The organism is Gordonia sp. NPDC062954 (assembly GCF_044543825.1).
GTDB lineage: Bacteria > Actinomycetota > Actinomycetes > Mycobacteriales > Mycobacteriaceae > Gordonia > Gordonia tangerina.
In genome coordinates this window covers 1-26,264 of sequence record NZ_JBITWL010000036.1, presented here as the reverse complement: position 1 = coordinate 26,264, position 26,264 = coordinate 1, and the positions used below count along the sequence as shown (strand labels likewise).

The following is a 26,264-nucleotide window of genomic DNA, read 5'->3' as shown; positions in this document are numbered from 1 at the left end:
GGCGATGACGGAACCGGCTCAGATCCACACGACCGTGGCCATCGTCGGGGCGGGACTCTCGGGACTGACGGCCGCGACCGAACTACACCGGCGCGGCGTCGACGTCGTGATTCTGGAGGCGGCCGATCGAGTGGGTGGCCGGGCATTCAGTGCGACATCGATTTTCGGTTCTCGTCTGGACCTCGGCGGCCAGTGGGTCGGCCACGGACACGACCGGTTGACGCGGCTCGCGGCGGACTGCAACGCCACAGTGTTTCCGATGCGCACGGGTCGGATACCGGTGATTGTGGACGGCCCGCGGACGGTGTCGGCGGCGTCTGGGTCGGTGCTGACCGCAGCGGCGGCACTGACCATCGTGGGTACCCTCGCCAGACTCGGGATGCCAGAGCGCTGGAACTCGTCAAGCGTCGCCGGATGGATTCGCCGCGTGCCTGGTCGACGCGCCCGGCGGTTACTCGAGGTCATCGCTGCGGTGGCGTCCACCGCCGACACCGACCGACTCTCCGTTCACGCACTCACCCCGATGATCAGTCACGAGGGCGGATTGACCGGCATGCTGTCGAGCAGCGGCGGCGCTCAGGAGTCATTGGTACTCGAGGGCGTCGGCACCCTGACCGACACCTTGGCCGAGGAACTCGGCTCTCGGGTACACACCGGCTGTCGGGTGACCGCGATCTCGCAAACCGCGGATTCCGCGACTCTGCGCACGCACGCCCTCACCGTGGTCGCCGACAGGGTCGTCGTCGCCGTCCCGCCGCCCGTGGTCGCGTCCATCGACATGGACCCAGCGCTTCCGCCGACCCGCATTGCTCTGCAGCACAACACCTACATGGGTTCGGTCTACAAGGCCATCGCGGTGTATTCGCGACCGTTCTGGCACGCACGTTCCGGAGCCGAGTTCATGATGCTCGGACACCCCGGCGCAGCGGTCTACGACACCACGGCACCGGAGGGTCCGGGTCATCTCTGCTTGCTGGTCGCCGGCCCGGAGGCGCGTGAGCTCGACGAGCTGACCACCGAGCAGCGACAAGGCGCGCTCCTCGGGGCGTTGGCGGCCCACCTCGGGCCGGAGGTCACCGCGCCGTCCGACTGGCACGAGAAATCATGGCACCTCGACGAGTTTGTGGGCGGCGGCTATCTGGCACTGCCACATATCGGCACCACCGAGGGATTCCTCCCGATGCCATCCGACCCGGTCGGTCGCCTGCACTGGGCCGGAACCGAGACCGCCCGTGAGCACGCCGGCTACCTGGAAGGTGCCATCGAATCGGGTCACCGGGTCGCCGGTGAAGTGCTCTCAACCCTCTGACCGGGGTCGAAGCGTCGCCGGCCGATGCGCACCACACCGATCCCTGTACCCTCGGATCCGGCATCGCCCGACGAAGGAATCACCGACATGAACCAGGCCCTCACCCCTGAAGCCGACGCAGCAGTCAATGATGTGGCACAACGCCACGGTCTCTCACGCGATGCGGTCGTGTCCATGCTGGTGGCCGTCAACGCGGGTGGGGGCACGATGGCCCAGTTCTCGGTCCCCGAGTTGGGCGGTTCCGGCCAGTGGATGCGCGGCGGGATGACGATGGTCGGCAACATGTTCGACAATGCACTCAAGGCGCGCGTCGACGCACTGTGCAACGAGCTGTCCCAGTTGCTGGCCACGACCCAGGTTTTCCCGCCGCTGCCGGCCGGCAGCGCCGGCGTGTTCGGGTCCAACAACTGGTGGCCGGCCGAACTCGGGGTGCCGAGTTCGACCGGTGGACAGAACCAATCTCGCTACGCGATTTTCCCGAGTACCCGCCGACTGGCCGTCGACACCTCCGGCGTGGTCCGCATTTTCGACACCGGCGACCACAACATCGGGGGCGTGCAACAGCAGCAAGGCGGGTCGGCGGGATCGTTGCTGTTCACCAGCCAGTACGGAACCTTCGACGTCTCCAGTCTGCCGGAGGTGGGCATCGGGGCACCCGCCGCCGGGTCTGTCGATGCACCGGTACAGGAGAATCCGCCGCAGCAACCGTCGAACTCCGCGCACTCGGCTCCGCAGCAGGACTCGACGTACCCTGCCCCCTCCGCCGGTGAGGACCCCGGCGATTCGACCGCGATCATCAACGCGATCGAGTCACTGGCCGGACTTCATCAGCGCGGCATCCTCTCCGACGAGGAATTCGCCGCCAAGAAGGCAGAACTGCTCGGCCGCCTCTGAGCCTCACCTGCTCCCCGGGGGATCAGGGGGCGACGTTGGCCAGTGCATCCAATGACGACGTTGCGTCGATGTATTCCTGCACCCATCGTTCGATGACCGCCGACGACTTCTCCACCTTCTGGAACTGCCCGACCACCTGGCCGACCGGGTTGAAGGCGACATCGATGCTCTCGTCGGGATGTTTGTGGGTAGCGGCGACCGCCATCCCGGACACCATGTACTGCAACGGCATTCCCAGCGGGTCGGGGGTGTTGGGGTCTTCCCACGCCTCGGTCCAGTCGTTCCGTAACATCCGGCACGGTTTGCCGGTGAACGAGCGGCTGCGCACCGTGTCACGGCTACCCGCGTCGATGTAGGCCTTCTGCTGGATCGGAGTGTTCTCCGACTCCTCCACCATCAGCCACTGCGATCCGGTCCATGCTCCCTGGGTGCCGAGTGCAAGTGCGGCGGCGATCTGCTGTCCGCTGCCGATGCCGCCCGCCGCCAACACGGGGCGCGGTGCGACAGCCTTGACGACCTGCGGCCACAGCACGATCGAACCGACCTCACCGCAGTGGCCACCGCCTTCGCCGCCTTGGGCGATGATGATGTCCACGTCGGCCTCGGCGTGCTTGAGCGCCTGCTGCGGAGAGCCGCACAGCGCCGCCACCTTGCGTCCGGAATCGTGGATCTTCTGGATCATGTCGGGCGGCGGGGTGCCGAGCGCGTTGGCGATGAGCTTGACTTTCGGGTGCTGCAGCGCGATCTCCACCTGCGGCGTCGCGGTGGCCTCGGTCCAACCGAGTAGCTGCAGGGAATTGTCGTCATCCTCGTTGAGCGGGACGCCGTGGTCGAGCAGCAGCTTGCGACCGAAGTCGAGGGTCTCGGCAGGCACCATCGACTGGAGCATCGTAGTGAGCTCCTCGGTCGACATGTTGGCGTCCATGCCCTCGTACTTGTTGGGGATCACGATGTCGACACCATAGGGGCGATCGCCGATGTGGTCGTCGATCCAGTTCAATTCGATCTCGAGTTGTTCGGGCGTGAAGCCGACCGCACCCAGTACGCCGAAACCACCGGCCTTGCTGACAGCAACCACCACGTCGCGGCAGTGGGTGAATGCGAAAATCGGGAACTCGATACCGAGCTCATCGCAGATCGGGGTGTGCATGCGTACTCCTTCGGCACCGAAACCTTACTAGAACCTGTTCTTGTTTTGATACTAGACCGCCCACGCGGCAGCAAGCACACGATGTGTCGATTCGGTGCAATGGACGTTGACGCCAGTGATGGAACACGTTCTAATGCGTCGGGTGGACATGACAGGAAAATCGGTCCTGGTGACCGGCGGCGGTACCGGCATTGGCGCGGGGATCGCATCCGTGTTGGTCGAGTGCGGCGCCACCGTCACCATCGTCGGTCGCACTGCCGAGCGTCTCGAGAACACGGCAGCGAAACTGAACGCGTCGTCGGGACGTGCCTCCGTGCACACCCATGTCGCTGACGTCACGGACGAGGAGCAGATCGCGGAAGCGGTCCGAACCGCGAGTGGTCGTGGCGGCCTGCACGGCGCGGTGGCCTGCGCCGGCGGCAGCGAGACGATCGGCCCGATCACCCAGATGGACTCGGACGCCTGGAAGCGTACCGTCGACCTCAACGTCAACGGGACCATGTTCACGCTTAAACACTCCGCGCGCGAACTGGTTCGAGCCGGCGGCGGGTCGTTTGTCGCGATCTCGTCGATCGCCGCGAGCAATACTCATCGGTGGTTCGGCGCCTACGGGGTCACCAAGTCCGCGGTGGACCACATGGTGGCCTTGGCCGCCGACGAGTTGGGCACAAGTGGTGTGCGGGTCAACGGGATACGGCCCGGCCTGGTGCGCACCGACCTGGTGGCCGCAGTGCTCGACGACAAATCACTCAGCGGGGACTACCGCATCAACACCCCGCTGCCCCGGATCGGCGAGGTCGACGACATCGGCTGGATGGCGGCGTTTCTGCTCAGCGAGCGTTCTGGCTGGATCACCGGGCAGGTGATCAATGTCGATGGCGGTCAAATGCTTCGCCGCGGACCGGATTTCAGTTCGATGCTGGAACCGCTGTTCGGCACCGACGGGTTGCGCGGGGTCGTCGAGGAATCGGCCTGACGCGCATCGCTCCTCGGTACTGGCCGACGCCACTCGGTAGTGCGGCCCGCCGAAATCACCCATTGCCACACCGATATCGGCATCCTGGAGTGGTCGTCACGTCAGGAAGGTGACCGATGGGCGAACTCGACAACACGGTGAACGTGGTGATGCTGCTCCTGGTTCTCGGTACTGGCATCGCGGCCACCGCGTGCGCGATCGCGGCCGCGTACGTCTACCTGCGTCCGGGTCGCGACCGCTCCGCCGGCGATCGACTCGCCAAGCGGTGGTTGGTGGCGACCGCGATCCTCGGGTTCACCGCCATCGGTTTGCGGTTCGTGTGGGTGCTGCTGCTCTGACTGTCGCGCACATCGGAGCCACCTGCACGTCGTCCGGCGGTCGGTACCCTGACGGCATGAGCGGACGCTGGTCGCTGGACATGTTGTCGACCGTCGAGGCCATGCGGGAATTGGAGATCGCCGCACGCCGCCCCGATGGCCGATTGCTGCGCTTCACGCCAGTCTGGGTGGTGCGGTCCGAGGACGCCGTCTATGTCCGCACCTGGTATCGGCGCGAGTCCGGTTGGTATGGCCACGCATCGGCTTCCGGCATGGCTCGCGTGCGGCTCGGCGCGGACGAGCTCGACGTATCAGTCACCGACGTAGGTGCGCTCGTCGGCCGACTTCGGGAAGCGGTCGACGCGTCGTATCACGCGAAGTACGGAGGGCCCGGATCCGGCTCGGTCGACCGGATGGTGGGCGACGAGGCAGCACAGACGACGCTGCGGTTGATGCCTGTGTAGGCGATGCTGCCCCGGTCACGGGCTACGTTGACTCCAGGTCCGCAGCTGATCTGCGATGCGATCAAGTGCGTCCACGCCACCGGTCGCCACGTCGATGACGAATGCGAAACGGTCGTTCTCCGACGCCGTGATCCACTGCCCGTTCATGCCCAGGAATGTCAGGCACACCGCCCAGGCAGTTCGCTTGTTGCCATCGACGAGCGCGTGGTTGCGCGTCATCGACTGCAACAGCGCCGCTGCCTTGAGGTGGAGGTCGGGGTATGCGTCCTCGCCGAAGACCGAGGCGCGAGGTCGGGCCAGTGCGGACTCGAGCAGTCCGTAGTCACGAATGTCGGGAGGTGCGCCGAGCGCGAGTCTCGCTACGTCGAGCACGTCTTCGAGGTCCAGATACTCGGTCATGCGTCCTTGAGTCGCTCCAACACGCCCGCTTCTTCGCTGACAACCCGACGCGCAACCGCATCGACCTTGGTCTTGTGTTCGCGACGCGCGATGTACTCGTCGATTGCCGACAGCGCGACCGCTTGCATGGAACGGCCTTCGGCTTCGGCCTGTCTTCGCAGAGCCTCGGTCTGCGCCTCACTGGTCCGCAGTGTCATACCCACCTCCGTGACGATACCAGTGTGATACCACCCCCTTGGATCGAGCACTGATCAATGACGTACCAGACGTCGGCCTCTACCTGTCGGCCCCATTGCCTACCCTTGACCCGTGGACTTCGACGCATTCGGCAGCCTGTGGGATCGACATCCCGCCTGGCGGCTGCTGCGTGCCCACAACTCGCCGCTCATCCTGACGTTTCTCGGGAACTTCTTCGTCGAGGGCAATCGCGGAGCGAGTTCGGCCAGTGAGCTTGCCGGCGCCCTGGACGACCTGCTCTACGAACTCAACGGCACGTCACCGACCGAGGACGGCCAGCCCCGGTTCCCGAAGGAACCACGTGCCTACCTCGAGGACTGGGCGGCCACCGAGGCGGGGTTCCTGCGTCGCTTCTATCCGCCCGGCGACGACGAGGTGCACTATGAGGTCACCCCCGCCCTCGAGAAGGCCTACGCCTGGGTGGTCTCGCTGCAGGGGCGGTCGTTTGTCGGGACCGAATCGCGCCTGCACACCGTCGTCGAACTGCTGCGACAGATCGTGCACGGCACCGAGGCCGACCCGGAGATCCGGCTGGCCGAGCTGCGTCGCCGTCGCGCCGAGATCGACGCCGAGATCGAGGCGGTCGAATCCGGCGACGTCTCGGTGCTCGATGAGACCGGCGTTCGCGACCGCTACCAGCAGATGTCGGCGACCGCGCGTGAACTCCTCTCCGACTTTCGGGAGGTCGAGGACAACTTCCGACTCCTCGACCGCGCCGCCCGCGAGAAGATCGCGTCCTGGGACGGCCCCAAGGGTGAATTGCTCGCCGAGCTGGTGGGCAGCCGCTCGGAGATCGCCGGTTCCGACCAGGGCCGCAGCTTCGCGTCGTTCTACGAGTTCCTGCTCTCCGACGCCCGGCAGGCCGAGCTGTCCGACCTACTGGCCACGGTGTCCTCGCTGGACATCGTCGATGCCGACCGCCGCATCCGCGGCATCCACCACGACTGGTCGGAAGCCGCCGACCGCACGCAACGCACCGTGCGCCAGATCTCCGAACAACTGCGGCGGTTCCTCGACGATCAGGTGTGGCTGGAGAACCGCCGCGTCCTCGACCTCGTTCGGTCAGTGGAGGCGACCGCCCTCGAGATCCGCGGCCGGGAAACACGTTTCGGACTCGAAGTCGATCAGCCTGGTATCGAGATCGTTTTACCCTTCGAGCGACCGCTGTACCAGCAGCCCGCTGCGGTGACCGTGGAGAGCACCATCGATGAGACCACCGAACAAGTCGATGCGGACCTGCTGTTCACCCAGACGTTCGTCGACCAGGCCCGGCTGGCCGCCAACATCCGCGCCATCCTGCCGGAGCGATCGTCGGCGTTGCTGTCCGACGTCATCGACATGTACCCGATCGAGCAGGGTGCGGCCGAGATCGTCGGCTACCTTGCACTCAACGACGACGACGTCAGCGTCGACATCGATGACACCGACGAGACGCTGCTGGAATACCCCGACCCCGACGATCCCGAGACCACCAAACGGGCACGGCTACCGAGAGTCACGGTGAGACGACGATGACCGACGAACGCACCGTCGCAAGCGCGATCATCCGGCTGATGCAGGGTGTGGTGTATCGCGAGTCCGACGAGGACACCTGGGGCACCCTCGAACGCTCGGGCGCCGGCGTGCGCGATCACTTCGCCACCATCGGCGTCGACGTGGTGGTCGACGATTCCGAAGGTTACGCCTATCTGCGGTCACGCCCGGAAGAAGAAGGTGACGAACCACTTCCGAGGCTGGTGCGTCGACGTGCGTTGACCTACAACGTGAGCCTGCTGCTGGTGTTGCTGCGTAAACGGTTGCTGGAGTTCGAGATCACCGGCGGCGAAGGACGACTCGTACTGTCGACCGAGCAGATCGTGGAGATGCTGCGGCTGTTCCAAGCCGAATCCACCAACGAGGCTCGGCTGGTCGACCAGGCGGAGACGACGATCAAGAAGACCGTCGAACTCGGGTTCCTGCGGCAGCTGCGCGGGCAGACCGACCAGTGGGAGGTGCGACGCATCATCAAGGCCTACATCGACGCGCAAACACTGTCGGACTTCGCTGGGAAGTTGCGCGAGTACGCCGGAACGGCGAGCGCCGATGAGTGAGGGGCTGTTCTCGTCAGTCGAACTTGCCGCACCAAACGGCGGGGCCGGATTCCGACTACAGCATGTCGAGGTGTTGAACTGGGGAACCTTCGATCGGCAGGTGTGGCGGCTGACGCCCAACACCGATACCGCGCTGCTGACCGGCGACATCGGTTCGGGCAAGTCCACTTTGGTCGATGCGGTGACCACGCTGCTGATGCCGGCACACAAGATCGCCTACAACAAGGCCGCGGGCGCCGAGGCCAAGGAACGCACACTACGCTCCTATGTCGAGGGCCACTACAAGTCGGAGCGCCAAGAGGCGACCGGCCGGTCCCGTGCCAAGGGGTTGCGTCAGGACCGCAGCACCTACTCGGTGATCCTCGGCGTGTTCACCAACCCCGGCTACGACGAAACCGTCACCCTCGCACAGGTATTCCAGCAGCGCGACAGCGCGGGGCAGCCGTATCGCTTCTACGTCACCGCGACCAAACAGCTCGCCATCGCCACCGACTTCGCCGACTTCGGTTCCGACCTACGTGACCTGCGCAAGCGGTTGCGGTCGGGCGGCGCCGACGTGGTCGACGAGTTCCCCAAGTACTCGACATCGCTGCGGCGGTTGCTCGGCATCCGGTCCGAGCAGGCCCTCGAACTGCTGCATCAGACCGTGTCGATGAAGTCGGTGGGCAATCTCAACGACTTCGTCCGCGGCCACATGCTCGAACCCAGCGACTCCACCGACCGTGTTCGCGACATCATCGCCCATTTCGATGACCTCACCAAGGCCTACGACGCGGTCAAGCGGGCCCGCGAACAGCTCGAGGTGCTCGACCCGATCGTGGCGACCGTACAGAAGTACGACGCCGCCCTCGCCGAGCGCGACGCCCTGGACCTGCAACGCGCGGCGGTGCGATTGTTCATCGCCGAACACCGCTCTGGGCTGCTCGCCGGCGAGATCGCCACCCTCACCGCCGAGGGTGAACGTCTGCTGCGCGAGCAGGACGACGCCAAAGCGCAGCAACGCAATCTGAGCCGCGAACGCGAGTCACTCATCGAGGAACGTGCCCGGGCCGGCGGCGACCGGGTCGGCGAGTTGGAACGCCTCGCCGCCGTTGCCCGCGATGACGTGCGCAAACGCCGGCACGGCCGCACCTTGTTCGATTCGACGGTCGCCGACGCCGCGTTCGAACCGGTCACCACCGCCGAACAATTCACCGCCCTGCGTGGGCTGATCACCGATGAGCGACCGCGGCTGGCCGAGACCAAACACACCCTCGACGCGTCGACGGCCGATGCCATCGGACGCGAGAAAGACGCGGCTCGCCGATGTGACGCCATCCGCGACGAACTCGACGACCTCGCCAACCGCACCAGCAATCTCCCACCCGATCAGGTACAGCTGCGCGATCAGCTGTGTATCGATCTGGGGCTGACGCATGACGATCTTCCCTATGCCGGTGAGCTTCTCGACGTCGACGAGGAGCACGCGGAATGGCGGGGCGCGGCCGAGCGGGTGCTGCGCGGGTTCGCATTGTCGCTACTGGTGCCGCAACAGCACTACGAGGCGGTCACGCAGTGGGTCAACGGCCGACGGCTCACCTTCCAGGGCGCCGGTGGGCGCACCGTCGGCGCGAAACTCGTTTACGAGCGGGTGCCGGCGCGGCGGGTTCCTTTGCAGCGTCAGGATTCTGGAACGTTGCTGCTCGCCGACTGTCTGGAGATCAAACAGGGCCCGTTCGGGGACTACCTGCGCGACGAACTGATCAAACGGGCCGACCATCAGTGTGCGGCAACACTCGAGGAGTTCCGCGCGGCGAAACGGGCGGTCACCCGCGAGGGCCAGGTCCGCTCCGGCGGACGGCACGAGAAGGACGACCGGCACCGCGTCGACGATCCGCGCCGCTGGGTGCTGGGCTGGGCCAATGAACGCAAGATCGCCGCGTTGCGTGAGGATCTCGACGATCTGGACCGTCAGCGGACGGCGGCCGCCGCCGAGGTGGTCTCGCTGTCGGAGGAACGGGATGCGCTGCAGACCCGCCGGGAGGCGCTCGCCCGCCTCGACGGCTTCCACTCGTGGGCCGACCTCGATGTCGAGGAAGCCCAACGCCGCGCCGACGAGTGCGAGGCCGAACGGGCCCGGCTGGAGTCGGGTTCCTCACGGCTGCAGGAGATCACGACGGCGCTGGAACGCAACAGCGAACTCGCGACACAAGTGGCCACCACCATCGACGAGCTCACCGGCAAGCTGGCCACCACGGCTGCGACCACCCATCAGGCCGAGCAGCACCGCAAGCGCGATGACGAGTTCATCGCCGACCACTCCGATGCCGACCTCACCACTGCGCGCGCCTCGTATGAGGCTCTGGCACAACGACTCAGCGGATCGTTGCCGACCCGCGCCGCCGATTGTGCCGCCGCGGAGAACTCGCTGTCGTCCACATTGCATCAGCGGATCGAGCGATTGACCCGCGAACTCGGTGGTTTCGGGCAGAGCATGGCCCAGCAGATGGCCGAGGTGCTGCGTCGTTGGCCCGACCTGCGCGCCGACATGGATGCCAACGTCGATGCCCGCGCCGACTTCGTCGCATTTCGCGAACGGGTCGCCACCGACGACCTGCCGCGCTTCGAGTTCGAGTTCAAGGAACAGCTGAACAAGAATGCCATCCAGGAGCTCGCCGGGTTCAACAACTGGCTGCACCGACAGGCCGCGTCCATCGACGAGCGCGTCGCCCGGATCAACGAGGCGCTGGGGGCGGTGCCCTACAACCCCGGCCGCTATATCCGTCTGGAACGCGAGTCCACCACGAATCAGGATGTGGCACAGTTCCGTTCCGATCTACGGAACCTGACCAATGACAGCCTCGCCGTCGACGGGGACCAGTACTCCGAGCAACGCTTCCTGGATGTCAAGCGGATCATCGAACGGTTCCGCGGCCGTGACGGGCATGCCGATTCCGACAAGAACTGGACCCGACGCGTCACCGATGTCCGCAACTGGTTCGTGTTCTCCGCGTCCGAGCGTGATGTCGACACCGACGTCGAGTGGGAGCATTACAGCGATTCCGACGGTAAATCCGGTGGCCAGAAGGAGAAGCTCGCCTACACCATCCTCGCGGCGTCGCTGGCGTATCAGTTCGGGTTGGAGTGGGGTGTGGAGAAATCCCGCGACTTCCGGTTTGCGGTGATCGACGAGGCATTCGGTCGTGGTTCGGACGTCTCGACCCGATACGCATTGGATCTGTTCGCGAAACTCGGCCTTCAGTTGCTCATCGTGACCCCGTTGCAGAAGGTGCACGTGATCGAGCCGTATGTGAAAGCCATCGGCTTCGTCGACAACCCGACCGGCACCTTCTCCCGCCTGCAGACGATGACGATCGAGGAGTACCGGTCGCGCCGCGACGGACGACTGAAGTGAGCCGACGCTGGACCACCCCCGACGACATCGCCGCCAAGGTCCGACGTCGGTGGGATGACGGATCGCTGCTGCGGTCTCATGCCAACCGAGAACCGTTCGATCCCATCGTGACTCCACTGCGCGGTCCCACGGCGTCGGAGATCGGCGCGGACCTCGGCGCCGCCCGCGACTGGGTTACGGCCCTGGACACGGGACGCCGCGACGATCGGCGCTTTGCGTTGCAGTGGCAGTCGGTCGGTGGGCGCCATGTCGGCCGTAACCAGGTGCCGGCCCGCGCCGTGGTGTCCTCGTTCGAGCAGGCGTGGACGCTGCTGGGCGTGACGGCGACAGTCCGGCGGTACGACGAGCTCCTCGATCTCGCCGCCGCGCACCCGGCGGTCCGCACGTGGATGGTCCGATATCCCTTGCGCGCACTGGAATTGGCGGACGAGATGGCACGTCTGATCGCCGCGTACGCGTGGCTCGACGAGTATCGCTCCTCTCGCCGGTACCTGCGTGAGATCAGCGCGCCCGGTGTGGACACCAAGTTCGCCGAACGGCACCGTGCGGTCCTTGCCGCCATGCTCGGGGTGTCGACGTCGGCGTCGGGCTTCCTGGCCGATCTCGGCCTGCACGGCAAACCCGAGTTCGTGCGCTTGCGGTTCGCGGCGTCGGTGGGGTTGCCCGCGCCGCTGACCGAGCTGACGGTGCGCGCTGACGAACTCGCGCGGCTCGAGCTGCGGCCGCGCAGTGCACTCGTGATCGAAAACGAGATCACCTACCTGAGTGTCGACGTCCCCGACGACGGTGTGGTGCTGTGGGGCAAGGGTTTCGAGGTCGATCGAATCGGTCGCCTGCCCTGGCTTGCCGATGTCCCCATCCGCTACTGGGGTGACCTCGATACCCACGGTTTCGCCATCCTCGACCGCATGCGTGCCTGGTTGCCGCAGACCGAGTCGGTGCTGATGGATCGGGACACCCTGATGACGCACCGGGACCGCTGGGTCACCGAACAACGCCCCGCGTCGTCGGATCTCACGCATCTGACCCGCGGCGAGCACGAGCTCTACACCGACCTCGTCACCGACGCCCTCGGCGAGCGTGTGCGGCTTGAACAGGAACGCATCGATTGGTCCTGGGTCCGGCGAAACCTCGGACCGGTGTGACGTCGCGTCGACCTGGGTGCGATGAATTCCGGCGGCGGGCACGAGCCGGTACCGACTCAGTTCGGTACCGGGCGGCCCGACTGCTGAGACCAGAGCTCCGGATCGTCGCGCAGCAGCCGCGCACGGCCTTTGCGCCGATAGCGCCAGATCTGTATCGCACCGATCGCCCACAGCACGAACTGCGCCGACATCGCCCAGGTGAAGGCCTCGGCGGGATAGCCGGACACGCCGTCGGGCGTCCGCCAGTCGAGCAGCAGACCGATCAGGGCGGCGGTGGTGAGGCTGGCCAGGAATCCGCCCTGGTTGATGATCCCGGTGGCGGTGCTGACCCGGAACACCGGATTCGAGGTGCGACCGAGGTCGAAGCCGACCATCGAGGCCGGACCGCCCATCCCGCAGATCACCACCAGGACGACGAGCATCCACAACGGCGCCGCCCCGGGCCATGCCAGGACCACCGCCCAGGTGGTCGCGATACTCGCCACCACCAGCAATACCAACGTCGACCGATGCCACGGCCAGCGGGTGATGAGCCACGCGAAGGTGGGCCCGAAGGCCATGATCGAGAGCACCATGACGGTCAGTAGCAGACCGGCGGTCGCCGAACTCAAGCCCTGCCCCTCGACGAAGAACGGATAACCCCACAACAGGCCGAGCACCGTCGCGCTGAACTGGGTGGAGAAGTGCATCCAGAATCCGAGCCGGGTGCCCGGATGCTCCCACGACGCCTTCAGGCTGTCCTTGATCCCCGCCAACCCCAGCATTGGCCCCGACACCGAGCGCGCCTCGGCCGAGTCCCGCACCACGACCAGGGTCGCCACGAGCAGCACGCCGCCGAGCGCGGCGGTCGCGATGTAGGCATGTGTCCAGCCCAGCGTCGACAACGCCCAGGTCATCGGCACCGCCGCGGCCACCGCGCCCAGCTGTCCGAGCACCCCGGTCAGCTGCGTCATCAACGGGATGCGCCGGATCGGGAACCACGTGGTGACCAGCCGGAGCACGCACACGAAGGTCATCGCGTCACCGACGCCGACGAAGAAGCGCGCCGACAGCGCCCACAGGTAGCTGTCGGCGAAGGCAAAGCTCAACTGTGCCGAGGTCAGGATCAGCGTGCCGGTGAGCAACACCCGACGCGGACCGAACCGGTCCACCAGCAGGCCGACGGGCACCTGCATCAGCGCGTAGATCAGCAGCTGCAGCACCACGAAGGTGGACAGTTGGGATGCGCTGATGTCGAAGCGTTCGGCGGCGAGCAGGCCCGCGACACCCAACGACGACCGGTGCAGCACGGCCACGAAGTACACCGCGAGGCCGACCAGCCAGATCGTCATCGCCTGGGCGGGACGCGATGGAGCGGTCATCGGCGGAGATCCCTGATGGGGTGCGGGGGCTGCAGACTGTCGAACACTCGGTTCATTGTCCGGCATGCGACCGCGCGTCCTCCGCCGGGTCTAGGCGTCGCGCCGCCGCTCCAGGTACCGCCGCTCGGCCGGGTTCCGGGTCGCGGCGATCGCGGCGCCGTATGCCGCTCGGGCGTCCGCATCGCGTCCCAGTCGGCGCAGCAGGTCCGCACGCGTCGCATGCCACGCGTGATAACCGTCGAGTGCGAGACCGTCGACGATGGCCAGCGCGACGGCGGGACCGTCGAGTTCGGCGATGGCGACCGCACGATTGAGCGCCACGATCGGTGTCGGTTCGATCGCGTGCAGCTGGTCGTAGAGCGCGCCGATCTGACCCAGGTCGGTGTCACGCGTGTCGCGGGCGTCGGTGTGGACCGCGTTGATGGCCGCCATGATCTGGTAGCGCCCGGGAGTCGATCCGGTCATCTCCACCCGGGACAGACATTCGCGGACCAGGGTGTGCCCTTCGACGATGAGCGCGCGGTCCCACCGCCCTCGGTCTTGCTGGTCGAGAGTCACCAACGTGTCGTCGGCGATCCGGGCCGCGCGGCGGGCGTCGGTCAACAGCATGAGCGCGAGCAGCCCGGCCACCTCACCGTCGTCGGGCAACATCTCGCGCATGAGGCGGCCGAGCCGGATCGCCTCGGCGGTCAGGTCCGACCGGATCGGGTCAGCTCCGGCTGCCGCGAGGTAGCCCTCGTTGAAGATCAGGTAGATGACGGTGAGCACTCCGTCGAGTCGGTCGGTGACGTCGTCGCGGTCGGGTATTCGGAACGGGATGTGCGCCGTCCTGATCTTGGACTTCGCACGGGTGATGCGCCGTGCGACCGTCGCCTCGGCGACCAGGAAGGCGCTCGCGATCTCCGCGACGGTGAGTCCGCCGAGCAGGCGCAGGGTCAGCGCGACTCGGGCCTCCGGTGCGAGCGCCGGATGACAACAGGTGAACATGAGCCGGAGACGGTCGTCGGCGACCGGTCCGGTCGGCTGATGCGGGGTGGGGTCGTCGATGATCATGGCGGCCTGGTGCTTGCGGTCGCGCAGCGATTCCCGGCGGATTCGATCGATGGCGCGATTACCGGCCGTGGTGGTCAGCCAGCCGCCCGGGTTGGGCGGGATGCCGCCGGTCGGCCACCGCTCGACGGCGGTGAGCAGCGCCTCGCCGGCCGCGTCCTCGGCGATGTCGAGATCACCGAAGCGGCGAACGAGCGAGGCGATGACTCTGCCGTACTCCTCGCGGTAGATCCGCTCGATCCGCGCGCGAGTATCTGCGGTCATGCCTGGTCGAACGTCCGGATCTCGATTCGGGCCGCGCAGGCTTTCGATGCCCGCGACGCGATCTTCAGGGCGGCGTCGAGGTCGGCGGCCTCGACGACCCAGAATCCGCCGAGCACCTCCTTGGTCTCGGCGTACGGGCCGTCGGTGACTATCACGTCAGGACCGGTGTTGTCGATCGTGGTGGCGGCGTCCGGACGCCCGAGCCCGCCGGCGAAGACCCACGCACCCTCGGCCTTGAGTTCGTCGTTGAACCTGCTGGTCACTGCCATCTGATCCTGGACGTCCTCCAGCGGGATGTCATAGACGCTCACGTCGCCGATCACGGAGAGCATGTACTGAGCCATTTTCGGATTCCTCTCGTCGGTGGCGGCCGATCGGCTGCCTCTACCTACTCCACGAACGGACCGATGCGAATACGACAGCTCGGGCAGGAACGTCGTCGCCGAAGCCGAGGATCTCGCGTACTGCCACCTCAGTGTGTGCGATGCGGTGGCGCCGACAAAAGGGCTGACGACCCTAGAACGAACGCCCGGTGTCGACAGCGTCGTATCGCGCGACGGCGAGAACCGTGGGTTTTGCCGTCTTCGGGCCCCGGGCGCGTCGACGCCAGCGATTCAGGGCCGCCGCGTCGCGCCAGATCTCGAGGGTGATGATGCGCTCCGGGTCCACGGAGTCGGCGGTGATGGATGCGTGGATGCAGCCATCCGCATCACGTGCGCGCGCGATCAGATCGCGGTAGGCGGCCACGGTCTCGTCGCGTATCTCGGCGTCGACGAGTTCGTGGCCGGCGATGATGATCAATCCTGATCCGTCGCCCTCGCCTGATGTGGTTGTCATGGGACCGGCTCCTTATCCGTGGTTTCGGTATCTGCTGAGGTCGGAGTCGCCGACGACGATCCGTCGACGGGCCGCGAACGGTGGCGAAGTGCGGTGACCGCGCGGAACGCGGCGCCGCCCAGGATCGCCATCCCCGCGGCGATGAGCAGGAAAAGTCCCAGCGCCACCGCGGTGAGCCGCCATGGCCAGGCGGTCCCGCCGTCGTCGTGAGCACTGGTGTCGAACTGCAGGCTCTTGGCCACCCACCGCGCGGTGGCGCGGTCGTAGCGTGCTGCGATGTCGCGGATCGCGCCGTCGTAGGCGAATTCGTCGCGCGTGTGGAGGTAGTCGACGTCGAATCCGAGTTGCTGTCCGTGGTCGCCGAGTTGACGGTCGGCTGCGTCGCGGCCGGGTACGACAAGCCGGTCGATCCCCGACACCTCGTCGACCGACCGCGTCGGCACTACCGTCACCCCGTGCGCGGTGGTGACCGGAGCGCCAGTGGCAGAAAGGGTTTCAAGTGTCGCGAGGTAGGAGAGTTCGGTATACGGCCGAAACGCCGACGACAACTCCGTCTCTCCGATCCCCGATGACACCAGCACTGCGTCGTGCGGGCGATCCCAGCGGAACGCCGCGCTGAGCACGGCAGGCAGATCGCCCGGCCCGGGCGATGATTGGGGGATGGCGATGTCCTCACCCGGGAGGTATCCCGACCAGCGGATCTCGCGGGCCACACGTCGCGCGGTGTCCGCGCCGGCCAACCGCTCCACCAGCCGCAACGAGCCGTCGATACCCGAGAGCACACCCGCGGTGGTGACGACGCGACCGTCGTCGACGAATCGAACGCCCTCGACCCAGTCGATCTCCGGAAATGACCGACCGAGCCCGATGAGCTTGAGCCAGTGCGACGTTGCCAGGCCGCCCGGCCAAAATCCCGGTCTCCGCAAGGGATTCGGTGCCCGCGCACACGCTCATGACGATGACACTCTGATCGTCCCGGAAGCGCTGTCGCATCCAGTCGTTCACGGGTTGCCGGTCACCATGCAATTGGGGGACCACGATGACGTCGGGTCCGTCGGGGTCGGCCGCTTCGAGCGAGACGAAGCTGTGGTGCGGCATCACCGACAATCCACCGCCGAGGGTGACGGCGGAAGCCGCCGGGGCGACGAGATAGGTGTTGAACGACCCCGACCTCGCGAACACCTCGAACGGCGCGAGGGTGTCGGCGACGTTGGCACCGTGTGAACCGAGGAGAATCGCCACCGTAGGTTTACCGGGATCATGGCGGGGCACGGTCACCGGCACATCCGGCTGTGCAGTCGGATAGACCTGTCGAGCAGCCGCTTTCATCACCGGAATGGTGGCGAACAGTTCGATACCGATCGCGGACGCGGCCAGCAGGATCACCAGTGTCGACATCAGGGCGAATCGGCCGACAGCGATGGCGAGCGGACGAATGGTGGTCATGTTCCGACCGTGCACCCTTCGGGCCGCGAAGGCGAGCACGACCGGCACCCGTGTCCGAAATCCTGGCAAGCGTGGCTGTCAGACATGCACCGCGGCGTGGATACTGAGGATGTGGACGGACACGAGGGTCCTCGGCGCATCGTGGTGGTCGGCTATCCCGCAGCCGAACTGCTCGACATCGCGTGTGTCGTGTCTGCTCTGCAGATCGCCAATCACCTCCACGGACGTGCGGTGTACCAGCCTCGACTCGCCTCCCCCGGGGGTGGACCCATCCACACCGGGACCGGCCTGACGGTGAATGCCGAAGTGGCGCTGGAGCGGGTGCGCGGACCGCTCGACACGTTGATCGTGTGCGGCGGCATCGGCTACGTCGACGCCATGGACAACGCCCGTCTACTCGGCCATGTCCGGCGGCTCGGGCGCGAATCGCGCCGGGTGGCGTCGGTCTGCACCGGGGCCGGAATACTCGCCGGCGCAGGGCTTCTCGACCATCGGCGAGCCGCGACACACTGGAATCACGCCGGGTATCTGGCGCAGCGATTCCCGGACGTCACGTTCGATCCGGTGCCCATCTTCGTCCAGGACGGCGACACCTACACGTCGGCCGGGGTCACCTCGGCACTCGACCTGACCTTGTCGTTCATCGAGGCGGATGCCGGGGCGGCGTTGGCCCGCGACGTCGCCCGCGACCTGGTGACCTATTTGCAGCGACCGGGTAACCAAGCGCAGATGAGCGTGTTCACCACTGCGCCGGTGCCGATGCACTCCGTGGTCCGCCGGGTCGTCGACCATGTCACCACGCACCTGGATGCCGATCTGTCACCGACCGTGCTGGCGCACCACGTCGGGCTCAGCGAGCGCCACCTGACCCGATTGTTCACCGAGGAGGTCGGGCTCACGGCTGGCCGATTCGTGCGGCGGGTGCGTGCCGAGGCAGCGGCGAACCTCCTGGTCGAGTCCGACCTCACCGTCGCCGGCATCGCCCGCCGGTGTGGGTTCGGTACCACCGAGGCACTGCGGCAAGCGTTTGTCGCGACCTACCGGGTGACGCCATCGCACTATCGCGCGACGCAGCGGGCGTCCGGGGCCGGCGGTTCCTCTGCCTGAGGACGAGTCGGCTGATCGGGTGCGGCGCTACGCGTCCGCGAGGCCGCACACCTCACGGAATCCTGCGTCGAGGCTGTCGAGCAAGACGTTGAGGTCGGGCACCGCGGCGTCGTCGACGTCGATGCCCATGCAGCAGTCGCCGACGTAGGACAGCAGGGTCACGTTGAAGGCGGCGCCGATGGTGGGTCCGAAGGCGTACTGGCGGGTGATCTTCGCGCCCGCCAGATACAGCGGCACCGGCGATCCCGGGACGTCGGAGGCCAGGAAGTCGACGTGTTCGAGCATCGCGCCCACCGCGGATGCGGGGAGCACGTTCAACGCTCCGGCGATGGGTTCGGCCAACGGCACCGCGGGCTCCACCCGCCAGGCCGCGACGATGTCGTGGATGCGCTGGATGAGCTTCGACGGCTCACCTTCGTCGCACGGGATCGCGAAGCGCAACAGCGTGATCCGATTGCCGCCGAGGGGGTCGTCGTCGGAGCGCAGGTTCATCGGCATGGTGACCCGCAGGTGATCGATCTGTGCATCGTGGCGTCGGTGATAGTCGCGCATGCCGAGGACGATCGCGGCGAGGAAGGCGTCGTTGAGGGTCCCGCCGCCGACTTCTCCGGCCGCGGACAGCGCGTCGACCGGGGCCTCCATCGTCGCGAAATGTCGCCGCGTGCTGCGGTCGGTCATCACCGGAGACGCCGTGGATGTGATCGGTTCGACGATGCGCGCGATGGACACAGCCGTCCCGGCGACGTCGCGCACCGCCCGCAGCGGACGGATCAGCAGCCGCCCGCCCAGCCGGGCCGCCGACGACACCGATTCACGTGCCACCGTGAACGCCGACGACGCGTACCAGCCAATGGTGTCGATGACGGTGGGGGCGGCCGCGACCGCCTCGGTGTGGGCGACGGGGTCCCGCTCGGTGCCGGACCGCTCGAAATCGAGGATTTCCGCGGCGATGCGGACACCGCCGACGCCGTCGGTGAGCGAGTGATGGAACTTCATCACCACGGCGGCTGCGGCGTCCTCTTCGAGGCCGTCGAGCAGGGTGTACTCCCACATGGGTCGCGCCGGGTCGAAGGCCGACATGCCGGCGGTGCGGGCGACCTCGAGGACGCCGGCCAGATTCCGCGGATGCGGGGCGTCGACGCGGCGGACGTGCCAACCGAGGTCGAAATCGGGGTCGTCGACCCACCGTGCCGGCGCGAGCCCACGGTCGGGCACGAGTTTGCGACGCATCGCGGGCAGCACCTGAGCGGCACGCTCGACCGTGGCGAGGAACCGCTCCCAGTCCGGGGAGGCGTCGAGCAGCACGACCAACACCACCGTCGACCGCAGGATGGGGTTCTGTTCCATGTGCCAGGAGAACATGTCCGACTGGGTCATCCGGAGGGCGTCGTTGCTCACCCCTTCATGCTCCTCCTCCGGCGCAGGTGGCGGCAGGGTCCTTCGGCCTCAGCTCGGTCTTCAGGCGGCCGCGACTCGGGTGATGGGCGGCGGATGAACGGGGACGGCAGCGAGCGGGGAGAATGGGCGGCGCGCACCGGGCGCAGGAAGGGAGAACCGTGCGGCTGTTTCGTCGACGCGAGTTGGGGCTGGCCATCGTGCTGTCCGGGATCGCCGGGTTCGTGGATGCGATCGGCTTCGTCCACCTCGGCGGCTACTTCCTGTCGTTCATGAGTGGCAACACGACCCGGATGGCCGCGGGCGTGGCGCAGTTCCGGTGGGAGGTCGTCGGGATCACGGCCGGGTTGGTGGGGGCGTTCTTCCTCGGTGTCATCGTCGGCGCGGTGGCCGCCCGGGTGAGCAGTTCGCGGATGGGCGTGTTGTGGCTGGTGTGCACCGTCCTGCTGGCCGCCGCGGCCGTGGCGCAGGCGGGTTTCGACACCGCGTCGATGGGCGTAATGGCGGCGTCGATGGGGGTGATGAACTCGGTGTTCCAGCGCGACGGCGAGGTCACTGTGGGGCTCACCTACATGACCGGCACCCTCGTCAAGGCGGGGCAGCGGCTCGTCGACGCCTTCGCGGGCGGTCCACGCTGGCTGTGGCTGCGCTACCTGTCGTTGTGGGCCGGACTCGCCGTCGGCGCCATCCTGGGTGCGCTCGCCTACCGCGGCCTCGGAATCGAGGTGCTGTGGCTGGCGGCCGGGGTGACGATCGTCATCGCCGCGGCCACCACGTTCTTGCGGCCGCGCCTACCGCAGCGGCCGGTACGGATGACCGAGCAGGAGCTTCCTCACTGACCGGGTGACGGCAGAGCTGATGCCTCATTCCACCCCGACCGATCTGAGCCAAAGCCCACCAGCCGAGATGTGACCCGCGCCACAATGGACGTGCCGCGTTGCCGCGCGGTGACGACGTGAGGGTGGTGCACATGGCCGACGAGGTCGTCGTTCTGGCGGAGACACGCACGTCCGTCGAGCTGCGGGCGGTGACCGACTGGGCGTCGACCGCCCACCCGGATGCCCCGGTTCGCCGGCCGGACGATGTCGACTTCGATGCACTGCCGCCATCGACGACGCTGGTGCCGGTACGGCCGGTGTGGCTGCCCGCGGTCCGCCAGGGTGAGCGCCGCGTCACGCTCGGCGATGTGCTGGTGCTGTCGAACCCGCGGCGTCCTGTGGGCCTGGTGCAGCCGCTGATCCGCGGCCGGCGGCCAGACAGTCTGCGCGTCGTGGAAGGGGCGCCGGCGACCATCGCGGAACTCCGTGAGCGCTACGCCCGCGACCTCGCCGAGGGTGCACCGTTCGGGAAGTACGTGGCCGTCCAGGCATCCCTGTCGGCCGAGCGGGCCGAGCGGCAGATCATCGGGGACCGCTACAAGGTGCCGCAGCTGGTCGCCGAACAGGTCAGCAGTTCGGCACGCTTCCAGGCCGGTGCGGCGAAGCTGGCCGCCGAGCTCGGCCGGCCCACCGAAACCGTGGTGGCCGAGGCCGTCGACAAGCTGTCCGGCTTCGTGGCCACCCAGAGCCGGCTGATGGACGATGTGTTCTCCGCGACCTTCGACCGGCTGCACGAACGGGCGTGGCATGTCACGGTGGATCTGGACACGCTCAACACCCTGCGGACTCTGAACAAGTCGACCGGCCTGGTGTTCCTGCCGTCCCACCGGTCCTACGTCGATCCGTTGGTGTTGGCGAAAGTGCTGCGCAGCAACGATTTCCCACCCACTCTGGTCCTGGGCGGCAACAATCTGTCGTTCTGGCCGGTGGGCCCGGTCGCACGCCGGGCAGGCATGATCTTCATCCGACGGAAGTTCGGGTCGGACCCGGTCTACAAGTTCGCCATGCGGTCCTATCTCTCCTACATCGTCGAGAAGCGGTTCAACCTGGAGTGGTACATTGAGGGCGGCCGCAGTCGCACCGGCAAGCTGCGCAAGCCGATGATGGGCCTGCTCAACTACGTCGTCGACGCGGTGACCCAGCTCGACTCCGGCGACGTGACCATCGTGCCCACCTCGATCGTCTACGACCAGCTGCAGGAGATCGGCGCGATGGCCGCCGAGGACGCCGGCGGCGCCAAGAAGCCCGAGGGAATCGGGTGGCTGCTCCGATACGCCAAGGCCCAGCGCAGCTATCTGGGCGAGGCGCGGGTCCGCTTCGGCACGCCGTTCTCGCTGCGCTCGGCACTGGACGACGCCGGCGAGGGCCGCGCCCGACTGGAGAAGGTCGCGTTCCGTGTGATGGACGAGATCAATTCCGCCACACCGATCTCGGCGACATCGCTGGCCGGCTTCGCGCTGCTGGGTGCACCCGACCGCGCCTACACCCTGGCGGAGATCGAGGCGATCCTGGTGCCGCTGCTCGACTACATCGCGCGCCGCGGCCTACCCGGACCCGACCCGGCGCGTTGTCGCGGGGTGGGCCTGACCCAGACTCTGCGGGTGCTGGCCGGCAACGGCGTGGTGAGCTGTTTCGACGGTGGGTCCGAGCCGGTCTGGTCGATCGTGCCGGACAACCGCGCGGTCGCCGCCTACTACCGCAACGGTGCGCTACACCATTTCGTGAACCGGGCCATCGTCGAGGTCAACATGCTGGCGGTGGCCGAAGGCGAGGTCCGCGCCACCGGCGACTACGCCACCGATGAAGGCCTGCTGGCCGTGGCGCAGCGCGAAGCCCTGCGGATACGAGATCTGCTCAAGTTCGAGTTCTTCTTTCCGGTCAAGGACGAGTACTTCCACCGGCTCGCCGCCGAACTCGACCTGATCGCGCCGCAGTGGCGCGAGCGGATACCGACCCAGGAGTGGACGTATGAGGTCCTACACGGTCACACCGGCGCCCTGCTCGCGCGGCGGACCCTGCAACCATTCTTCGATGCGCAGCTGGTGGCCGCCACACGGCTCGTCCAGCTGGGCACCGCCGCGTGCGACAAAGCCGACCTGATCGCCGACTGCCTGGGCCTCGGCAGACAGCTGTCATTACAAGGCGTTGTGCGCAGCAAGGATTCGGTGTCCAAGGACCTTTACGACGGCGCTTATCGCCTCGCCGACAATCGCGATCTCATTCACGGCGAAGGTGTCACAAACCTTCTTGCCGCCCGTCAGGAATGGCTCGACGAGGTGAACCTCATGCGTGATCGACTCGCTCGTATCGCCGAGATCGAGGACATCCAACCGGCGCTCGGACAGAAGGATGCCCGATGAGCGCATTCACCGACCGGATGCGCGCGATCCGTGCGGCGCCGACGGGCAAGAAGGTGGCCGCGCTGTTCGACTACGACGGCACCCTCATCGAGGGCTTCTCTGCCGCGGCCATCATGCGGGCGCGCATGCGCAGCATGGAGTTCGGGCTCGGCGAGCTCGCCGACTACCTGCTGATCGGGCTGCGCGGCGTGGTGTCCGAGCAGGACTACGCCGAGGTACTCGCGGCGACGAAGCCGACATTCGCCGGCAAGACCTACACCGAGATGCTGGAGTTCGGTGAGGATCTGTTCAAGCATGAGACGGCGGCCAAGCTGCGCCCGCAGATGTGGCAGATCCTGCTCGCGCACCGGGAGATGGGGCACACGATCGTGATCGCCTCGTCGGCGACTCGATTTCAGATTGCGCCGATCGCCCGGGAGATCGAGGCCGACCACGCGCTGGCCACCGACGTCGAGGTCGTCGACGGTGTGCTCACCGGCAGGATTCTGGGCCGACCACTGTGGGGGCCGGGCAAGGCGGCGGCCGTGCGGGCGTTGGCCCGCGACCACGAGATCGACCTGGGCGCGTCGTTCGCCTACAGCGACGGCAACGAGGACATCCCCTATCTGGAGTCGGTCGGCCATCCGGCCGCCGTCTCGCCCCGTCGTTTGCTGCGCGCCGAAGCCGAGGCCCGCGGGTGGCCGATCCTGGACCTGAAGAACCCCACCTACAACCGGGCCGGCATGTTGGCCCGCACCGGCGCCTTCTACGGGTCGTTCATCGCCTCTGCCGCTGTGGGTTTCACTGCTGGACTGGTGCGTCGGAACCCGCAGACACTTGTCGAGACCCTCCCGACGGGTGTCGATGTCGGGTTGTCGCTGGCCGGTGTGCACGTGCGGGTCCTCGACGGTGGCGAATACCTCACCTCGGACCGCCCGTGCGTTTTCGTGTTCAACCACCAGTCCAAACTGGACCTTCCGGTGATGATCAACCTCGTCCGATCGGATGCGACGGGGGTGGCCAAGAAGGAAGTCCAGCGTGTGCCCGTGGTGGGTCAGATCCTCGATCAGGCCGGACTGGTGTTCATCGACCGCGCCGACCCGAGCCGGGCGATCGAACAGCTGGCGCCGGCAGTGAAAGCACTCCGTGAGGACGGGATGTCGCTGGTGGTGGCGCCCGAGGGGACACGGTCCGCGACGCCCCGGATCGGACCGTTCAAGAAGGGACCGTTCCACATCGCCGCGCAGGCGGAAGTACCGGTGGTCCCGGTGGTGATGCGTAACACCGGCGAATTGATGTGGCGCGGTTCGCAGTTGATCCGACCGGGAATCGTGGAGGTGCGGGTGCTGCCGCCGGTCGACACCACCGAGTGGCGGGCCGAGGAGATGGGCACCCACGCCGAGGAGGTACGGCAGATGTTCGTGACCGCGCTCGCCGATTGGCCACTCGAGTCGTTCACCGACGATTCCCCGGAGTCCGAACAGGAGACAGTAGATGAGTGACACGGCTGAGGCCGGCGATGCGGGTGATCGCCCGCTGGATTGGGCGAATGAGCCCCATATGAGCCCGGTGGACACCATCATGTGGCGAGGTGACACCGACCGGCGCATGCGCGGCACCATCTGCATGCTGGAGATCTACGACTGCGCTCCGGATTGGGACCGGCTGGTCGCCGCCCACGAGTGGGCGAGCCGGATGGCCCCGCGGTTCCGCCAGCGTGTGGTCGACTCACCGTTCGGCACCGGAACACCGAGCTGGGCAATCGATCCCGAGTTCGATCTGCATTACCACCTGCGCCGGATCCGGATCGGCGGAGACTGCAGCATGCGTGAGCTGTTGTCCACCTGCGAGCAGCTCGCCATGACCGCGCTCGACCCCGCCCGCCCGCCGTGGGAGGGCACGGTGATCGAAGGTCTGCCCGACGGAAAGGCCGCCTATTTCCTGAAGGGACATCACGCACTGACCGACGGGCTGGGCGCCATCCTCGGTCTCGCCCAGTTGCATTCACCGACCCGCGAGCACAATCCGAGCAAACCGCAGCCGCCGAACCCCGAGCCGGACAACATCACCGCCCTCGATCTGCTGCGGCGCCAGTTCGGCGAGGAGGTCCGCCGGGTCCCCCATCGCCTCGATGTGGCCATCTCCGGAGTACGCGCCCTGGCACACCCGCGCCGCGCCTTGAGTTCTGCGTTGCGCTACGGGCGGTCTGTGCCCCGGGTTGCGGGGCTTGGCGAGTCCACCCGGTTCCCCGCTGCTCGCGCACCGCAGCCTGTCGTGGCGGTTCAGCGCATTCGAGGTTCCCTTCGCCGATCTGAAGGCGGCCGCCACGGCCACCAAGGCGTCGATCAACGACGTCTATCTCGCCGGACTGATCGGCGGATTCCGTCTGTACCACGAGAAGATGGGCACTCCGGTCGAGGCGATCCCCGTCGCGATCCCTATCTCGGTGCGCCGGCCCGAGGACCCCGCCGGTGGAAACCGCATCGCGGTGGGCCGACTGGCCGGACCGGTCGGGATCGCCGACCCGTTCGAACGTGTGCTGACCATCCGGGAACAGGTGCGCGTCGCCCGTCACGAACCCGCGGTTGACCTGTTCAATACCCTCGGCTCGGTGATGGCCTGGCTACCCGGATCGCTGCTCATGCAGTTGAGCGGAACCACCAGCCAGAACGATCTGCAGGCCAGCAACGTCCCCGGAATCCCCTGGGACACCTACGTCGCCGGCGCCAAGGTGGAACGGATGTTCCCGTTCGGACCGCTACCCGGCTGCGCGATGATGGCGACGATGATCACCCACAACGGCACCGCCTGCCTGGGCCTGAACTCCGACGGCGCCGCCATCACCGACCTCGAGCTGTTCGCCGACTGCCTCGTCGCCGGGTTTGGTGAGGTGCTCGCGTTGGCCGCCGACGACGACCTCGCGGCGGGGGTGCTACGTCGCGTGGTGTGAACTCCGGCCGGGTGGATCGGTTCGTCCCCGGCCAACCCGCTCGTCGCGACTCCGAGTTCTTCCCGCTGCACGACGTTCGCCATCCCACCCACAATGGGTCGCTGGCCAGAAGTCACCGGGCGCTCTGGATATGCCGAAGGCCCCCAACGGTGTTGGGGGCCTTCGGAGAAGGTTAGTTCGGCGGTGTCCTACTCTCCCACACTGGTTAGGGTGCAGTACCATTGGCGCTGGAGGGCTTAGCTTCCGGGTTCGGAATGGGACC

23 protein-coding genes and 1 pseudogene are annotated in these 26,264 nt (G+C 67.1%); 14 read left to right on the top strand and 10 right to left on the bottom strand.

All coding sequences use genetic code 11. The annotated features are described in order from the left end of the window. Nucleotides 1-4 precede the first annotated feature (4 nt). Both ACIGKQ_RS23355 and ACIGKQ_RS23350 read left to right on the top strand, forming a co-directional pair. On the top strand, nt 5-1,309 hold the full coding sequence (locus tag ACIGKQ_RS23355; protein WP_235726045.1) for an FAD-dependent oxidoreductase: 1,305 nt from the start codon (nt 5-7) through the stop codon (nt 1,307-1,309). 87 nt (nt 1,310-1,396) lie between these two features. Then, nucleotides 1,397-2,203: an SHOCT domain-containing protein gene (locus tag ACIGKQ_RS23350; RefSeq protein ID WP_396575054.1), complete on the top strand. Its 807-nt coding sequence runs from the start codon at nt 1,397-1,399 to the stop codon at nt 2,201-2,203. A gap of 22 nt (nt 2,204-2,225) precedes the next feature. Here ACIGKQ_RS23350 and ACIGKQ_RS23345 read toward each other — a convergent pair whose 3' ends face one another. Then, on the bottom strand, nt 2,226-3,353 hold the full coding sequence (locus ACIGKQ_RS23345) for a nitronate monooxygenase (RefSeq protein ID WP_235726043.1): 1,128 nt from the start codon (nt 3,351-3,353) through the stop codon (nt 2,226-2,228). 148 nt (nt 3,354-3,501) lie between these two features. Here ACIGKQ_RS23345 and ACIGKQ_RS23340 point away from each other — a divergent pair, with 148 nt between their 5' ends. The 3 genes from ACIGKQ_RS23340 (at nt 3,502) to ACIGKQ_RS23330 (ending at nt 5,110) form a co-directional block, all read left to right on the top strand. Next, nucleotides 3,502-4,329 (top strand): SDR family oxidoreductase, encoded by an 828-nt coding sequence (locus tag ACIGKQ_RS23340; protein WP_396575053.1) that lies wholly within the window; start codon nt 3,502-3,504, stop codon nt 4,327-4,329. 116 nt (nt 4,330-4,445) lie between these two features. After that, the gene (locus ACIGKQ_RS23335; RefSeq protein ID WP_235726041.1) at nt 4,446-4,667 is read left to right on the top strand and encodes a hypothetical protein; all 222 of its coding nucleotides are present in this window, start codon (nt 4,446-4,448) and stop codon (nt 4,665-4,667) included. A 56-nt stretch (nt 4,668-4,723) separates the two neighbouring features. Continuing rightward, nucleotides 4,724-5,110, top strand: a complete 387-nt coding sequence (locus ACIGKQ_RS23330; RefSeq protein WP_235726040.1) for a DUF2255 family protein — start codon at nt 4,724-4,726, stop codon at nt 5,108-5,110. Between the two features lie 15 nt (nt 5,111-5,125). On the opposite strand, the gene ACIGKQ_RS23325 is transcribed toward ACIGKQ_RS23330, so the two are convergent. Beyond that, complete coding sequence (locus ACIGKQ_RS23325) at nt 5,126-5,509, bottom strand: type II toxin-antitoxin system death-on-curing family toxin (RefSeq protein ID WP_235726039.1); 384 nt, start codon at nt 5,507-5,509, stop codon at nt 5,126-5,128. Beyond that, a complete protein-coding gene (locus ACIGKQ_RS23320) occupies nt 5,506-5,712 on the bottom strand; it encodes a CopG family transcriptional regulator (RefSeq protein WP_235726038.1) in 207 nt (68 codons plus the stop codon). Before ACIGKQ_RS23320 ends, ACIGKQ_RS23325 begins: the two co-directional genes overlap by 4 nt. A gap of 106 nt (nt 5,713-5,818) precedes the next feature. Here ACIGKQ_RS23320 and ACIGKQ_RS23315 point away from each other — a divergent pair, with 106 nt between their 5' ends. Genes ACIGKQ_RS23315 through ACIGKQ_RS23300 form a run of 4 tightly spaced genes read left to right on the top strand, consistent with a single transcriptional unit; the run spans nt 5,819 to nt 12,375 of the window. Further along, nucleotides 5,819-7,261: a DUF3375 domain-containing protein gene (locus ACIGKQ_RS23315; RefSeq protein ID WP_235726037.1), complete on the top strand. Its 1,443-nt coding sequence runs from the start codon at nt 5,819-5,821 to the stop codon at nt 7,259-7,261. Beyond that, nucleotides 7,258-7,836 carry a DUF4194 domain-containing protein gene (locus ACIGKQ_RS23310; protein WP_235726036.1) on the top strand — a complete coding sequence of 193 codons (579 nt, stop codon included), beginning with the start codon at nt 7,258-7,260 and terminating at the stop codon, nt 7,834-7,836. The genes ACIGKQ_RS23315 and ACIGKQ_RS23310 overlap by 4 nt, the downstream gene beginning before the upstream one ends. Continuing rightward, entirely contained in the window at nt 7,829-11,230 is a 3,402-nt protein-coding gene (locus ACIGKQ_RS23305) for an ATP-binding protein (protein ID WP_235726035.1), read from the top strand. The genes ACIGKQ_RS23310 and ACIGKQ_RS23305 overlap by 8 nt, the downstream gene beginning before the upstream one ends. After that, on the top strand, nt 11,227-12,375 hold the full coding sequence (locus tag ACIGKQ_RS23300) for a Wadjet anti-phage system protein JetD domain-containing protein (RefSeq protein WP_235726034.1): 1,149 nt from the start codon (nt 11,227-11,229) through the stop codon (nt 12,373-12,375). Before ACIGKQ_RS23305 ends, ACIGKQ_RS23300 begins: the two co-directional genes overlap by 4 nt. Before the next feature lie 56 nt (nt 12,376-12,431). On the opposite strand, the gene ACIGKQ_RS23295 is transcribed toward ACIGKQ_RS23300, so the two are convergent. The 6 genes from ACIGKQ_RS23295 to ACIGKQ_RS23270 all read right to left on the bottom strand — a co-directional run bounded on the left by ACIGKQ_RS23295 (nt 12,432) and on the right by ACIGKQ_RS23270 (nt 17,333). After that, nucleotides 12,432-13,736: a nitrate/nitrite transporter gene (locus ACIGKQ_RS23295; protein ID WP_396575052.1), complete on the bottom strand. Its 1,305-nt coding sequence runs from the start codon at nt 13,734-13,736 to the stop codon at nt 12,432-12,434. A 90-nt stretch (nt 13,737-13,826) separates the two neighbouring features. Beyond that, entirely contained in the window at nt 13,827-15,050 is a 1,224-nt protein-coding gene (locus ACIGKQ_RS23290; protein WP_235726032.1) for a sigma-70 family RNA polymerase sigma factor, read from the bottom strand. Then, on the bottom strand, nt 15,047-15,394 hold the full coding sequence (locus ACIGKQ_RS23285) for a YciI family protein (RefSeq protein WP_235726031.1): 348 nt from the start codon (nt 15,392-15,394) through the stop codon (nt 15,047-15,049). The genes ACIGKQ_RS23290 and ACIGKQ_RS23285 overlap by 4 nt, the downstream gene beginning before the upstream one ends. 172 nt (nt 15,395-15,566) lie before the next feature. Further along, the gene (locus ACIGKQ_RS23280; protein WP_235726030.1) at nt 15,567-15,887 is read right to left on the bottom strand and encodes a putative quinol monooxygenase; all 321 of its coding nucleotides are present in this window, start codon (nt 15,885-15,887) and stop codon (nt 15,567-15,569) included. Then, the gene (locus ACIGKQ_RS23275) at nt 15,884-16,669 is read right to left on the bottom strand and encodes a hypothetical protein (RefSeq protein WP_235726029.1); all 786 of its coding nucleotides are present in this window, start codon (nt 16,667-16,669) and stop codon (nt 15,884-15,886) included. The genes ACIGKQ_RS23280 and ACIGKQ_RS23275 overlap by 4 nt, the downstream gene beginning before the upstream one ends. Continuing rightward, nucleotides 16,560-17,333 carry a DJ-1/PfpI family protein gene (locus ACIGKQ_RS23270; RefSeq protein WP_235726028.1) on the bottom strand — a complete coding sequence of 258 codons (774 nt, stop codon included), beginning with the start codon at nt 17,331-17,333 and terminating at the stop codon, nt 16,560-16,562. The genes ACIGKQ_RS23275 and ACIGKQ_RS23270 overlap by 110 nt, the downstream gene beginning before the upstream one ends. Nucleotides 17,334-17,444: 111 nt before the next feature. On the opposite strand from ACIGKQ_RS23270, the gene ACIGKQ_RS23265 reads away from it, so the two are divergent. Further along, a complete protein-coding gene (locus ACIGKQ_RS23265; protein WP_396575051.1) occupies nt 17,445-18,440 on the top strand; it encodes a GlxA family transcriptional regulator in 996 nt (331 codons plus the stop codon). 27 nt (nt 18,441-18,467) lie between these two features. On the opposite strand, the gene ACIGKQ_RS23260 is transcribed toward ACIGKQ_RS23265, so the two are convergent. Further along, complete coding sequence (locus ACIGKQ_RS23260) at nt 18,468-19,838, bottom strand: wax ester/triacylglycerol synthase domain-containing protein (protein ID WP_235726026.1); 1,371 nt, start codon at nt 19,836-19,838, stop codon at nt 18,468-18,470. A 158-nt stretch (nt 19,839-19,996) separates the two neighbouring features. Here ACIGKQ_RS23260 and ACIGKQ_RS23255 point away from each other — a divergent pair, with 158 nt between their 5' ends. The 4 genes and pseudogenes from ACIGKQ_RS23255 (at nt 19,997) to ACIGKQ_RS23240 (ending at nt 26,002) form a co-directional block, all read left to right on the top strand. Then, nucleotides 19,997-20,674, top strand: a complete 678-nt coding sequence (locus tag ACIGKQ_RS23255) for a YoaK family protein (protein WP_372475425.1) — start codon at nt 19,997-19,999, stop codon at nt 20,672-20,674. A 125-nt stretch (nt 20,675-20,799) separates the two neighbouring features. Beyond that, complete coding sequence (locus tag ACIGKQ_RS23250; RefSeq protein ID WP_235726054.1) at nt 20,800-23,073, top strand: glycerol-3-phosphate 1-O-acyltransferase; 2,274 nt, start codon at nt 20,800-20,802, stop codon at nt 23,071-23,073. Continuing rightward, nucleotides 23,070-24,554: an HAD-IB family hydrolase gene (locus ACIGKQ_RS23245; RefSeq protein ID WP_235726025.1), complete on the top strand. Its 1,485-nt coding sequence runs from the start codon at nt 23,070-23,072 to the stop codon at nt 24,552-24,554. The genes ACIGKQ_RS23250 and ACIGKQ_RS23245 overlap by 4 nt, the downstream gene beginning before the upstream one ends. Further along, nucleotides 24,547-26,002: pseudogene (locus tag ACIGKQ_RS23240) on the top strand (wax ester/triacylglycerol synthase domain-containing protein). The gene ACIGKQ_RS23245 and the pseudogene ACIGKQ_RS23240 overlap by 8 nt, the downstream one beginning before the upstream one ends. Nucleotides 26,003-26,264: the final 262 nt, after the last annotated feature.